This is a genomic window from Pseudonocardia sp. DxW (genome assembly GCF_058448985.1).
In genome coordinates, this window is the sequence record NZ_JBZFLK010000007.1 from 296,151 (window position 1) to 309,910 (window position 13,760).

At 74.7% G+C, this 13,760-nt stretch carries 7 protein-coding genes and 1 rRNA gene; 1 reads left to right on the top strand and 7 read right to left on the bottom strand.

The annotated features are described in order from the left end of the window. Positions 1 to 6: 6 nt before the first annotated feature. The 6 genes from ACVJO7_RS13830 to ACVJO7_RS13855 form a co-directional block, all read right to left on the bottom strand. Complete coding sequence (locus tag ACVJO7_RS13830) at positions 7 to 654, bottom strand: DUF8185 domain-containing protein (protein ID WP_491673192.1); 648 nt, start codon at positions 652 to 654, stop codon at positions 7 to 9. Beyond that, on the bottom strand, positions 651 to 1,076 hold the full coding sequence (locus ACVJO7_RS13835) for an acyl-CoA thioesterase (protein ID WP_491673193.1): 426 nt from the start codon (positions 1,074 to 1,076) through the stop codon (positions 651 to 653). Before ACVJO7_RS13835 ends, ACVJO7_RS13830 begins: the two co-directional genes overlap by 4 nt. Positions 1,077 to 1,097: 21 nt before the next feature. Continuing rightward, entirely contained in the window at positions 1,098 to 5,984 is a 4,887-nt protein-coding gene (locus ACVJO7_RS13840; protein WP_491673194.1) for an NAD-glutamate dehydrogenase, read from the bottom strand. Positions 5,985 to 6,102: 118 nt separating this feature from the next. Next, positions 6,103 to 10,347, bottom strand: coding sequence for a hypothetical protein (locus tag ACVJO7_RS13845; protein WP_491673195.1), 4,245 nt, complete (start codon positions 10,345 to 10,347; stop codon positions 6,103 to 6,105). 102 nt (positions 10,348 to 10,449) lie between these two features. Then, on the bottom strand, positions 10,450 to 12,126 hold the full coding sequence (gene ettA / locus ACVJO7_RS13850; RefSeq protein ID WP_344024977.1) for an energy-dependent translational throttle protein EttA: 1,677 nt from the start codon (positions 12,124 to 12,126) through the stop codon (positions 10,450 to 10,452). 25 nt (positions 12,127 to 12,151) lie between these two features. Beyond that, entirely contained in the window at positions 12,152 to 12,718 is a 567-nt protein-coding gene (locus ACVJO7_RS13855) for a single-stranded DNA-binding protein (protein WP_491673196.1), read from the bottom strand. A gap of 389 nt (positions 12,719 to 13,107) precedes the next feature. Here ACVJO7_RS13855 and ACVJO7_RS13860 point away from each other — a divergent pair, with 389 nt between their 5' ends. Beyond that, positions 13,108 to 13,266: a hypothetical protein gene (locus ACVJO7_RS13860; RefSeq protein ID WP_491673197.1), complete on the top strand. Its 159-nt coding sequence runs from the start codon at positions 13,108 to 13,110 to the stop codon at positions 13,264 to 13,266. A gap of 409 nt (positions 13,267 to 13,675) precedes the next feature. Here ACVJO7_RS13860 and rrf read toward each other — a convergent pair. Beyond that, a 5S ribosomal RNA gene (gene rrf, locus ACVJO7_RS13865) occupies positions 13,676 to 13,760 on the bottom strand; the annotation flags it as partial.

The following is a 13,760-nucleotide window of genomic DNA, read 5'->3' on the forward strand; positions in this document are numbered from 1 at the left end:
CCGGGATCAGGCGGTGACCATCAGCGGCAGCGACACCACCCGGCGTCGCACGACGGCGCCGTAGCGGGCGTCCAGCCGCACCCAGGAACCGGACGCCGACACCCGCACCCGTGGCCCGTCCCCGGCGCCGCCGGGACCGGAGCCCAGGAAGCCCATCCCGGACATCGCGAACAGCACCCGCATCGGCACCGTCACCGGGCGGCCCGGTTCCGGCGGCGACACCGTCAGCACCGTCTGGTCCAGCAGCGACGCCGGCGGCCCCATCGGCCCGGCGTGCTCGCGGGCCAGTGCCAATCCGCGATCGGCCAGCCCGTCCAGCTCGTCGGCGGGGACGTCGTCGACCAGCGCCCAGCCGTCCTCCGGTGGCAGCTCCTCGAACCAGGCCGCGGCCGGCCCGGGATCGATCTCCTCGGCCCGTTCCACCGCCAGCGCGGTCAGCAGCGACGACGCGTGCGCCGTCACCGGCCCGCCGCCGTCCAGGGTGCCGGTCACCGACCGGGTGACGAGCACGTCGAACGGGGTCCGCGCCCACGCCGTGACCCGGTCACCGGTGGCCGTCAGCCGGATCGCCGCCGCCTCGTCGAGCCGCGCCACCCGCGCGGTGAACGCGCCGAGATCGTCTCGCTCGGTCACGTCGGCCAGCCGCAGGATCACGAGACCTCCCCCAGGTGCCGCTTCAGGTAGTCGCGCTCGCCGTCGGTGAGCCGACGCGGCCGACCGGCGTCCAGATCGTAGAGCGCCATCCTGGTGGACGCGGTCACCGCGACCGGATCGTCCGGTCCCGGCCCGTCGTGCAGCAGGTAGTCCAGGGTGAACGACGCCGCCCGCAGGTCCCGCACGGTGATCTCCACCCGTAGCGGTTCGGACCGCCACGGCAGCTGCCGCTTGTACTCCACGTTCAGCCCGGCGACCAGCAGCCCGGACGAGAACCCGGCCAGCCCCTCCTCGCCGGCGCCGGTGAAGGCCAGCGCGACGCGGGCCTCCTCGATCAGCGTGACGATCCGGGCGTGGTTGACGTGCCGGTAGGCGTCCTGGTCGGTCCAGCGGAGCGGGACCTGCGCGACGAAAGCGGACATACGCCCGAGTGTCCCCGACCGCTACCGGGCCAGGCCACGCAGCTGGCGCGAGATCACCGACAGCGTCGCGAGGTCCAGCGAGGCGGACGCCCCGATCTCCTCCAGCGCGGTCCGCGCCCGGGACAGCTTCGACGCGTTCGCCTGCTCCCACGCGGCGACGGCCTCGGTGACGCCGGTGCCCGGCGGGGTCTCCCGCAGCGCGTCGAGGGTGATCGAGCGCAGCGAGCCGTAGAGGTCGTCGCGCAGCGCGAGCCGGGCCAGCGCGTGCCAGCGGTCGCCGCGGTCGAGCCTGCTGACGGCGGTGAGCGCCTGGTCGACGCCGAGGTGCTCGGACAGCGCGTAGTACAGCCGGGCGACCTCGTCGGCCGGGCGGGGCTCCTTCTCCCGGTCGGACAGCTCGACGAGCTCGACGACGTCGAGCAGCCCGTAGGCGTACAGCGACAGTGCCGCCGGTTCGACGAGCGCCTCCGGCACGCCGGACGCCCGCAGCGCCGCCGCCCGGTCCCGGACGGCCGCCAGCTCGCGGCCCTGCAGCAGCTCGGGCAGCTGCCGGCGCAGCTGCGCGATCGGGTCGGCGAACCGGCTGATCTCGGCGCCGACGGCGAGTGGCTGCGGCCGGTTCGTGAGGAACCAGCGTGACACCCGGTCCAGCAGCCTGCGGGACTCCAGCACGACGGCGTCGGCGACCGACACCGGGACGTCCGCGGTCCGGACCATCTCCCACAGCTCGGGCAGCGCGAACACCCGGGTGGTGACGGCCCAGGCCCGCATCACGTCGTCCGGCCCGGCGGCCAGCTCCTCACCCAGCCGGAACGCGTAGCTGATCCCGGCGCCATCGACCATCTGGTTCACCAGCCGGGTGCCGATGATCTCCCGGCGCAGCGGGTGGTTGCGGACGGCGTGGTCGAACCGTTCGCGCAGCGGGGCCGGGAAGTAGGCGGGCAGCGTCGCGGCGAACGCCGGCCGGTCCGGCAGGTCGGTCTGCAGCAGCCGGTCGGTCAGGTCCAGCTTGGTGTGGGCGAGCAGGGTCGCCAGCTCGGGGCTGGTGAGACCGAGGCCGTCGGCGGCGAGCCCGTCGAACCCGGCCGGATCGGGCAGCACCTCCAGCTCGCGGTCCAGCCCGGTCCGCTCGACGAGATCGGTGACCATCCGGCCGTGCACGCCGACCATGTCGGCGGCGTGCGCCCTGGCGACGCCGAGGACGGCGTTCTGCGCGATGTTGTCGGCGAGCACCAGGTCGGCGACCTCGTCGGTCATCGACTCCAGCAGCGCGTTGCGCGCCGGGGTGTCCAGCATCCCCTCGGCGACCGGCCGGTCGAGCAGGATCTTGATGTTGACCTCGTGGTCGGAGCAGTCGACGCCTGCCGAGTTGTCGATGGCGTCGGTGTTGATCCGGCCGCCGGCCCTGGCGAACTCGATCCGGCCGCGCTGGGTGAGGCCCAGGTTGCCGCCCTCACCGACGACGTGCACCCGCAGTTCGCGCCCGTCGACCCGGATGAGGTCGTTGGCCTTGTCGCCGACCTCGGCGTTGGACTCGTCGGACGCCTTCACGTACGTCCCGATGCCGCCGTTCCACAGCAGATCGGCGGGGGCCAGCAGGATGGCGTGGATGAGCTCCGGCGGGGAGAGCCGGGTGACGCCGTCGGGCAGGCCGAGCGCGGCGCGCATCTCCGGGCCGACCGGCACCGACTTGGCGGTCCGCGGCCACACCCCGCCACCGGCGCTGATCAGCGTGCGGTCGTAGTCCTCCCAGGACGACCGGGGCAGCTCGAACAGCCTGCGCCGCTCGGCGTAGGAGGTCGCGGCGACCGGGTCCGGGTCGACGAACACGTGCCGGTGGTCGAACGCGGCGACCAGCCGGATGTGCTCGGAGAGCAGCATCCCGTTGCCGAACACGTCACCGGACATGTCCCCGACGCCGACGACGGTGAACTCCTCGGTCTGGGTGTCCAGGCCGCGCTCGGCGAAGTGCCGCTTCACCGACTCCCAGGCGCCGCGCGCGGTGATGCCCATGGCCTTGTGGTCGTAGCCGACGGAGCCGCCGGAGGCGAACGCGTCACCGAGCCAGAAGCCGTACGACGCGGCGACCGAGTTGGCGAGATCGGAGAACGTCGCGGTGCCCTTGTCGGCGGCGACGACGAGGTAGGAGTCGTCGCCGTCGTGCCGCACGACGTCCGGCGGCGGCAGCGTCTCGGTGCTGCCGTCCGGCCGGGTCAGCAGGTTGTCGGTGACGTCGAGCAGGCCGGAGATGAAGGTCGTGTAGCACTCGCGCACGTGCTCGGGTGACGGCGACGGCGTCCGCACGACGAAGCCGCCCTTCGCGCCGACCGGCACGATCACCGCGTTCTTCACCGCCTGCGCCTTCACCAGCCCGAGGATCTCGGTGCGGTAGTCCTGCTGGCGGTCGGAGAACCGCAGGCCGCCGCGGGCGACCGGCCCGAAGCGCAGGTGCACGCCCTCCACCCCGGGCGCGTACACGAAGATCTCGTACTTGGGCCGGGGCGGCGGCATGTCCGGCACGGCGGCCGGGTCGAGCTTGAACGAGAAGAACGGCCGGCCCCGGAACCAGTTGGTCCGCAGCGTCGCCTCGATCACGGCGAGCAGCCCGCGCAGGATCCGGTCCGCGTCGAGGCCGCTGACCTGGTCGATCAGCGTGGTCGCGTGCTCCAGCGCGCGGTGGTGCGCGGCCTCCCGCTCGACCGGGTCGGCGCGCTCCGGGTCGAACCGGGCCCGGAACAGGGTGATCAGGGCCTGCGCGACGTCCGGGTGCGCGACCAGGACGTTCGCCGTGTACTGCAGGGTGAACCGGCCGCCGACCTGGCGGGTGTAGCGGCTGTAGGCACGCAGGACGGCCGCCTCCCGCCAGTGCAGCCCGGCGCGCAGCACCAGCGCGGAGAACCGGTCGGACTCCGCGTCGCCGCGCCACGCGGCCGCGAACGCCTCCTCGAACCGGGTCCCGGCGTCCTCCACCGCGACGGCCGGTGCGGCGGGCGCCCCGGCGGGTTCCGGGGCGCGGACGCCGAAGTCGTACAGCCAGCAGCCGCGCCCGCCGGGCAGGGTGAACTCGTAGGGCCGCTCGTCGACGACGTCGATGTCGAGCTGCTGCAGCAGCGGCAGCATCCGGGTCAGCGTCGCCGGGGAGTCGCGCAGGTAGAGCGCGAACCGGATGTCGTCGTCCGCGCCGCGGTAGAGGCGCAGGTCGAACGCGTCGCCATCATCTGCACCGTCGCCGGCACCGGCACCACCGCCCGCGCCGAGTGTCATCACCCGGCGCAGGTCCTCGACGGCGTGCCGGGGCGCGACCCCGGCCTTGTAGGACCGGGGGACGCCGGCCAGCAGCGGCCGGGCCGCCGCACCGGCGTCGCCGAGGGCGGCGACCAGCAGGTCGTCCCAGGTCCGGGTGGCCTCGGCGACCTCGTCCTGCAGCCGGGACACGTCCACCTCGGCCGGATCGGCCGCCGGGTCGGTGGTGATGGTCAGGTGCAGCATCGCCAGCTCGGCGTCGCCGACCTGCGCGGTGTAGGTGGTGTCGGTGCCGCCGAGCCTGCTGCGCAGGATCTCGGTGATCCGCAACCGGGTGTCGGTCGTGTAGCGGTCGCGGGGCAGGTAGACCAGGCAGGTCAGGAAGCGGCGGTACGGGTCGGGATGCACGAACAGCCGCACCGCGCGCCGGGCGCTGGCCTCCAGGACACCGACCCCGGTGTCGTGCAGCCGCTGCTCCGACGACGCGAACAGCTCGGCGCGGGGCAGCACCGAGAAGACCTCGAGCATCTGCTGCCCGGAGTAGGAGTCGGCGGGGAACCCGGCGCGCCGGATCGCGCCCCGGACCCGGCGGGCGACCACCGGGATGTCCAGTACGGACTCGTGCCGGGCCGGCACGGTGAGCATGCCGAGGAAGCGGTGCTCGCCGGTGACGGTGCCGTCGGCGGCGCGGGTCCGGACACCGACGTAGTACGGGTGCACCGCCCGCAGCACCCGGCTGCGTTCCCCGGCGCGGGTGATGAGCAACAGCCCCGCCGGGTCGCCGGCGCCGCTGCCCCCGGCGCAGGTCTCCCCGGGGAGGAACACGTTCGCCCCGGCGTCGTGCGGGCGCAGCACACCCAGGCCGGTCTCGGTGTCGGGCTGCAGGCGGCCGTCGCGGCGCGAGTAGTGCCGGTACCCGACGAACACGAAGTGGTCGTCGACCAGCCAGCGCAGCAGGTCGGCGACCTCGGCCGGGTGCACGTCGTCGCCCGGGTCCGGCGCGGTGACGGTCCCGGCGCCGGTGAGATCGTCGGCCAGGACCCGCGCCCGCAGGGTCATCGCGGCCGTGTCGTCGACGATCTGCCGGACGTCGGACAGCGTCCGTTCCAGCTCGGCCCGCAGCGCGTCCGGATCGAGCCCGCCGCCGGAGGCCCCGTTCCCGGGGAGGCCGCCCTCGTCGGCCCTGCCCTCGTACACCACGTCGAGGTGCATCCAGGACTCGGCGAGCGCGTCGCCGGGGCGGCCGGGATCGGCCTCGGTGTCGACACCGCGCAGGGTGCCCGCCGCGTCGCGGTGGACGACCAGGATCGGGTGCACGACCCGGCGCACCGTGCCGCCCGCCCGCCCGACCCCGGCGATGACCGACTCGACCAGGTAGGGCATGTCGTCGGTGACGATGTCGACGGTCGCCGCGCCCCCGACGCCGGGGACGACCCGGATGACGGCCCGGCCCGGCTCGCGGTGCGCGGCGAGCGCGAGATGCGCGTCGACGACGGACGCCGGGCCCGGCAGCGCGCCGCCGTCGGTGCTCTCCGGCTCGGGGGTGTGCCGGGCGTAGTGACGGACCAGGTCCGCGGCGGCGCTGCTGCCCGGGCGCGGTTCACCGCCCGCCGACGCGCCGAGGTCGGTCCTGTCTCCGGTGTCGCCCGTCGTACCGCTGCTCACGTCCCACTCCGACCCGCGTGTGTTGGCGGCCGTCACCCTATCCCGTGAGGGTGACGGCGCCGGGCGCTCTGCGGAAACCCGGAACGGGGCCGTGAGCGGGCCGTTCGTGCAGGCCGGATCAGATCTCGCGGTACGCGGCGAGCGCCCCGGCCAGGAGATCGGCCATGCTCATGTTCTCGGGGATCTCGGCCGGATCGCCGGACGTGGTCGTGCCGGCGTCGGACGGTGCGCCCTCGGTGGGCGGTGTGTTCCCGCCGGTGACCGCCGCGGCAGCGCCGCCGCCGCTCGTACCCGGTCGCCCCGGGGCGGGCCGGTCGGCCGGGCCGGCCGCAGCCGGTTCGCCGGCCCCCAGGGTCGCGTCGGTCGCGTCGGTCGCGTCGGTCGCGTCGTCGTCGGCCGGCGGGGCGCTCGCCCGCCGCACCGTGCGGGCACCGGACCCCGGCCCGGCACCGGAGGCCGCCCCACGCTCCCGCCGCACCGTGCGGGCACCGGACCCCGGCTCGGCACCGGACGCGGCCCCAGGCTCCTGCCCGACCCTGTGGGCACCGGACCCCGGCCCGGCGCCGGACTCCGTCGCCGGGGCTCCCGCCTCCCGGGGCCCGGAGTCCGTGGGTGCGGTGGACCGGCCTTCCGTACCCGGACCGGACCGGGACCCGGCCCCGGCGTCGTGGTCACCCGGACCGGGCCGCGCCCCGGCCGCGGCGTCGGCATCGGGATCGGGGTCGGCATCGGGGTCGGCTGGGGCTGCGAACAGGTCGGCGCCGCTGAGCGGGACGTTCCCGCCGACCAGGTCGCCGAAGAGCCCACCGGGCCGGTCCGCCGACCACGCGGCCCGGTAGACGTCGCGGGTGTGCGACCGGGCGGCCGCTTCGGATCCCGGTTCCGGCGCCGACGCGGGCCCCGGGTCCGGCCTCGCCACCGAGTCCGACCCCGGCACCGAGTCCAACCCCGGCTCAGGGGCCAGTCCCTCCACCTGCATCGGCCCCGGCACCGGGTCGAGCCCCGCCACCGGGTCTGGCCCCGCCACCTGCATCGGCCCCGGCTCCGGGTCCAGCCCCTGCACCGGGTCCAGCCCCGCCACCTGCATCGGCCCCGGCTCCGGGTCCAGCCCCTGCACCGGGTCCAGCCCCGCCGCCTGCATCCGCCCCGAATCCGGGTCCAGCCCCGACGCAGTCGTGGACCGCGGCTGCGAGTCCGGCCCAGGCGCCGCATCCGGACCGGACGCCTCGCCCGGCACGACCACCGGCTCCGGACCGACGGTGCGAACCGTCCACACGTCGTCGTGGCCGGCGGTGTCCCCCGCCAGCGCGAAGGGGCGTGCCGAGCCCGGCCGGCCGGGCCCCGATCCTGCCGCCGACGCGGCCGCCGGATCCCCGCCGGAGCGGCGGGCCCGCCCGTTCCGCTTCGGCAGCGCCCCCGGGCCGCTGCCCGTCGACACCGACGACCAGGCGACCGGCAGCCCGGCCCGGTCCCCGGCCGGATCCGGGTCCGCCTCGGCGGACCGGCCCCCGGTCACCGGTGCCCCGGACAGGTCGATGTGCGCGCGAACCGCGTCGGCCAGCCTCCGGTCGGAGACACCCGCGCGGGGCGCCGCCGGGTCACTCCCGGCAGCCACCGGGTCGTTCCCCGCTGCCGCCGAGTCGCTCCCCACAGCCACGAGGTCGCGCCCCGCGGCCGCCGGATCGCTCCCCCGGACCGCCGGGTCGTTCCCGGCGGCCGCCGCCCCGGCCGGTGCGCCCGCGGTGGTGTGCACAGCATGCTCGGCAGCGGCGACCGGCACGATGTCCGCGCCACCGTCGCCGGTCACCCCGCGGCGCGGCTCACCGGCGGCGTCGCGGCCACCGGTACCGACGGGCGATTCCGTGCGCCGGCGCCCGCCACTGCCCGGCCGGACGGTGATCCCGGCCTTGAGCAGCGGCGCGACGTCCCCGTCCGCTGCACGACGCCGTCCCCCGCGCTCCTTCTCGGCGACGACGGACGCCAGATCGAGCGGCCTCGCCATCGCGGGGCCCGCGACCGGCTCCGGACGGGGCTGCTGCCCGTCGTCCCCGGTGCCCTCGGATCCCGGCGTCGCGGCGGGCACCGCGGACACCGGCTGCCGGTCGGCGGCCGGCGCCCAGGTCGCGGCGTCGACCCGGGCCGGCTCGTCCGGACCGGTCAACCGGCGGACGACCTCGTCGCCCTCGATGCCGTCCGGGCCGAGGGCGCGCAATCGCATCGCGGCCCCCTCGGGGAGGCCGCCCTGCGGGACGCGATCGGCGAGATGGGTCGCGAGCGACCGGGCCCACAGCAGGACGGTCAGCCGATCTGCGTCCGGGAGGGTGACCCGCACGGCGGCGGCGTCGATACCCGCCGAACCGGACGGCGGCACCAGCCGGCGGGACCGCACGGCGATCTCGTGCAGCGTGCCCATCGCCTGCTCGGCGGGCACCGTCCGGCCATCGGCGTCGACGATGTCGACCAGGATCGAGCGCTCCACCGCCGCGGGGACGGCGGGCGTCCGCTCGGGTGCGGGGAGGCGCTCCGGCGCACCGCGGTCCGGGGTGTCCGCGGTCCGGGCGGCCCCGTTCAGGACGCCCCGCGCGGGCACCCGGGAGCGGCCGTTGGCGCGCAGCTCCGCGACCAGCTCGTCGGCGAGCGGGGTGCCGGCGTCGGCGGTGTCGACACCCGCGGGATCCGGCTCGTCGGTACCGGCATCACCGGCACCCACGGCATCCAGCACGCCGCGATCGGGGTGGTCGTCGTCGTGTGCCCCGGTGCGGGCCTGGCCACCGGTGCCGAGACCGCCCGCGGCGGCCGACCCCGGTGCAGCCCGGTCGGGTCGGCCCCTCGACGGCAGCCGACCGTGCTCACCCGACGAGCCCGACGAGCCCGACGAGCCCGACGAGCCCGACGAAGCGGACCATCCCGATCCGTTCCTCGGCGCGGGCACCGGGTCCGGACCGTCGACGGTGCCGAGCAGCCCGGACACCCCGAGCGGATCGTCCGGGTCGATCCCCGAGCGCGCCGTCGCGGACCGCCTGCCGGCCGTCCCGGACTCGGCGGGCAGCTCCCCGCCGGCGCCCGCCCAGGCCCGATCCGCACGCCCGGAGGTCGCGGCCGCAGGCTCGGCCGTCACACCGGCCCCGCGTCCATGTGCGGCGACGATCCCGGACCAGGCGGGATCGCCGGACGCCAGACGCCCGCGGTCCTGATCCGCGTCCGCCGCAGCCGCCGTGCTCACCGGCACCGGCGACGGCCGGCGCCGCACGGCCGCACCGCGGGCCGGGACCGCCTCCGGCAGCGGAAGCGCAGCCGCGACCGCCTGCCGGAACCGGCGGCCCCGGGCACGGTCGAGCCGATCGGCCTCGGCGGCCGCACGCATCGCCTCGAGCGCCTCGCGGTACCGGCCGGCGCTCTCGTACAGCTCCGACTGCGCGTTCCGGCAGGCCGCGACGAGTGCGGGGACGCCCGCGGCGGCGGCGCCCTCGGCGGCCTCGGCGAGCGCGCGCGACGCGTGGTCGGCCCGGCCCGCCTCCGCCCGCGCGAGCGTCAGCCGCAGCAGCACGCCCTGTCGTCCGGCGTCGGTGACGTCGCGCTGCGCGGCCGCGGCCCGCACCGCCGCGAGCGGCACCCGACCGGCATCGAGCAGCGCCGTGATCCACTGGCTGAGCAGCGCGGCCGCGAGGTGCGCCGACAGCGGACGCGCCTCGGGCCGGGTGGGCGTCCAGCCCAGCTGCGCGAGCCCGCGCAGCGCGCAGTCCACCGCGCGGTCGTGCTCCCGGCAGGCCCGGTACACCGAACCGGCGACGAGCTCGGCGTACGCCGACGCCTCCCCGCCGAGCCGCCCGGCACACGACTCCGTGGCCGCGCGCAGCCCGGCAAGGTCGGCACCCGCCGGGTCGGCGAGCGCGCACCGCACCTCGACGGCCAGCCGGTCGAGACGGAGCAGGCCCGCCTCCTCGCCCGGGGCGTCGTCCGGCAACCCGGCGACGAGTGCCCGGGCGCTCTCCCACTCCCCATCCGCCTGGGCGACGGCGGCCAGCACGACCCGCAGCCGGAACGCCTCGGGCCGGCTCAGCAACGCCGCCCCGGGGGGCCGGGCGGGCACGGCGGGCACCGCCTCGTCGGGATCGCCGATGCCGGTGACCCCGCCGAGTACGGCAGTGGCGACGTCACGGGCGTCACCACCGGCCGACAACCCGTCGAGCAGCCAGCCCGCGGCCTGGACCCAGTGCAGATCGTCACCGTCTGCAACGGCGCGCACGCAGGCGTGCCCGGCGAGCTCCGCGGTCAGCAGCGGACGCTGCCAACGCAGCGCCGCTGCTGTCCGCAGCTCGGCGGTTGCCGTACTACCGACACGATTTCCCAGGTCGGACGTCACATCGCCTCCTGTGGACACCACCGGCCGGATTGCACGTGCAGCGCCGTTGCGTCCGCTCTGCCCAGATCGGACCCGCCCGGGTACGGCCCGGCGGCGTAGCGCTCAGTCGCGAGTGAGCTTACGGTGCGTGACTCGATGCGGTCGCGCCGCCTCCGCGCCGAGCCGTTCGATCTTGTTCTTCTCGTAGGCCTCGAAGTTGCCCTCGAACCAGAACCAGGCAGCCGGGTTCTCGTCGGTGCCCTCCCACGCGAGGATGTGCGTGCAGACACGGTCGAGGAACCAGCGGTCGTGGGAGATCACGACGGCGCAGCCCGGGAACTGCTCCAGCGCGTTCTCCAGCGAACCGAGGGTCTCGACGTCCAGGTCGTTCGTCGGCTCGTCGAGCAGGATCAGGTTTCCACCCTGCTTGAGCGTCAGCGCCAGGTTGAGCCGGTTCCGCTCGCCACCGGAGAGGACCCCGGCCGGCTTCTGCTGGTCCGGGCCCTTGAAACCGAACGCCGCCACGTACGCCCTGGACGGCATCTCCACGTTCCCGACCTGGATGAAGTCCAGGCCGTCGGAGACGATCTCGAACACCGTCTTCTCCGGTGCGATACCGCCCCGGTTCTGGTCGACGTAGGAGAGCTTGACCGTATCGCCGATCCGCACCTCTCCCGAGTCCGGCTTCTCGAGCCCGACGATCGTCTTGAACAGCGTCGTCTTGCCGACGCCGTTCGGGCCGATGACCCCGACGATGCCGTTCCGCGGGAGCGTGAAGGACAGGTCCTTGATCAGCTGGCGGCCGTCGAAGCCCTTGTCCAGGTGCGAGACCTCCACGACCTGGTTACCCAGACGCGGCCCCGGCGGGATCTGGATCTCCTCGAAGTCCAGCTTGCGGTGCCGGTCGGCCTCGGCGGCCATCTCGTCGTAGCGGTCGAGCCGGGAACGGCTCTTCGCCTGCCGCGCCTTCGGGTTGGAGCGGACCCACGCCAGCTCCTCCTTCAGCCGCTTCTGCAGCTTGGCGTCCTTCTTGCCCTGGACGGCGAGCCGCTCCGCCTTCTTCTCCAGGTAGGTGGAGTAGTTGCCCTCGTAGGGGAAGGTCCGGCCCCGGTCGAGCTCGAGGATCCAGCCGGCGACGTTGTCCAGGAAGTAGCGGTCGTGGGTGACCGCCAGGACGGCGCCCGGGTAGTTCGCGAGGAACTGCTCCAGCCAGAGCACGCTCTCCGCGTCGAGGTGGTTGGTGGGCTCGTCGAGCAGGAGAAGGTCCGGGCTGGACAGCAGGAGCTTGCACAGCGCCACCCGGCGACGCTCACCACCGGACAGGTGGGTGACCTCGGCGTCGGGCGGCGGGCAGCGCAGGGCGTCCATCGCCTGCTCCAGCTGGGAGTCGATCTCCCACGCGTCGGCGTGGTCGAGCTCCTCCTGGAGCTGGCCCATCTCCTCCATCAGCTCGTCGGTGTAGTTGGTCGCCATCTCCTCGGCGATCGCGTTGTACCGGTCGAGCTTGACCTTGATGTCGCCGAGCCCCTCCTCGACATTGCCGAGAACGGTCTTCTCCTCGTTCAGAGGCGGCTCCTGCTGGAGGATCCCGACGGTTGCTCCCGGCTTGAGCGTCGCGTCACCGTTGTTCGCGTGCTCCAGCCCTGCCATGATCTTGAGGACGGTCGACTTCCCGGCCCCGTTCGGGCCCACCACGCCGATCTTCGCCCCCGGCAGGAAGCTGATCGACGCGTTCTCCAGGATGACCTTGTCGCCGTGCGCCTTGCGCACGTTCCGCATCGTGTAAATCAGGTCCGCCACGACCACGATGGTAGTTCGGTCGCACTCAGCCGTCGGAGGCCGGTGCGGTCGCCAGCTGCTCCTGCCTGATGCGGTCGACCATGCTGCGGCCCTCGACGTCCTCCCCGTCCACGTCGAAGGGTTCGTCGACGTCGTCCGGCTCGTCGGTCGGGGGCTCGCCGACGACGACCCCCCAGCCGGACGCCGGCCGCCCGGTGCGGTCCTCCGCGGCGGCCTGCCGGTCCGGCCCGGGTGCCCGCGGAGGCACCAGGGCCGAGGAGTACTTCAGGTCGTATCCGACGCTGTCGGCCTCGATGCACAGCGTGCGGCGCAGCTCGCCCTCCCGCCCCACCCACTCGTCCATGTACATGCGGCCGACGACGATGACGGAGTGCCCCTTCCCCAGGGTGCCGGCGGCGTGCTCGGCGAGGCTCCGCCAGCAGGTCACGCGGTAGTACGTCTTCGACACGTCGCGCCACTCCTTGCTGACGGTGTCCAGCCGGCGGTAGTTCTCCGCGACGGTCAGTTCGACGACGGCGACACCGGTCGGCGTGTAACGGAGCTCGGGCTTGCGGGTCAGGTTGCCGATGACGGTGATGCGGTTGGCGGGCACGGGATCCTCCTGGGCGGCGGTTTCGCTGTCCCTACGAGGGTCGCGCCATCCGGACCGCCGGGACGGTCGGTTCTCGCAGCTGTGGATGGTTCGGGGCCATGTGGACAATTCGAGGCCCGACCGGGCACGGGGCCGTCGCCTGTCGGTGCGATGTGCTTGTGCCACCGGCTCGATGAGTGCCACCGGCACCACCGGCACGGGAGAGCTCGAGTCGGTGCGCAGCGCGGCCCGAGCGCGCCTCGCAGGCGATCCGGCCGGCGGGGGATGCGAACTGACCCGGAGTCGGCCACGAGCCGGGCAGCTCCACCGCCATCAGACCAACCCGGGGAGCAGCGCGGGCACCCACGACACGGTTGCCCACGGTTGCCCACGACACGGTTGCCAACGACGTGATCGGCTACGACGTGATCGGCTACGACGTGGTCACCTGGAACGGGGCCGGTGACCCGCTCCGGGTCCGCGCCGACAAGCGCAGCCTCCGGGCCGACAAGCGCTGCGCGACGACCTCCGCCGCCGCACGCCGCAGCGTGCGCGGACCACGGCGCTGATGCAACCGCGCCGGTCCGAACCAGCCTGAGCGGGCCCGACGCGGCCCACGGCAGCGTGCGGAGCACGCCCACCAGCACTCCGACGACCCACCGCCGATCGACACGGGGCACCGCCGGCGATCGATACGGAGCAGCACCGGACGCAGAGGCCCGGCGAAGGGCGCCACCTACCGTGCTGCGCCGGCGCTCGTGCCCGGTGTCGACGCCGGGCGGGGCCGGTCCTTACCTCATACCGCCCATCCCGGGCCGGAAACACGGCGCCGGCACTCCTTGCGGTACCGGTCGAGCGCCATACCGGCGACGACGCCGAGACCGCTCCCCTGTCCCGCAGCCCCGGGCGGGAAATCCGCCCCGAAACGCAGAAATGCCCCGGACCGAAGTCCGGGGCATCCCCACAAAAAAGGTTGAATGTCGGCAGCGACCTACTCTCCCACACCCTGTCGAGTGCAGTACCATCGGCGCAGAAAGGCTTAGCTACCGGGTTCGGAATGGGA

Bases quoted from the DNA above. Each gene is read 5' to 3' on its own strand.
- ACVJO7_RS13835 (WP_491673193.1), bottom strand. From the start codon at position 1,076: ATGTCCGCTTTCGTCGCGCAGGTCCCGCTCCGCTGGACCGACCAGGAC.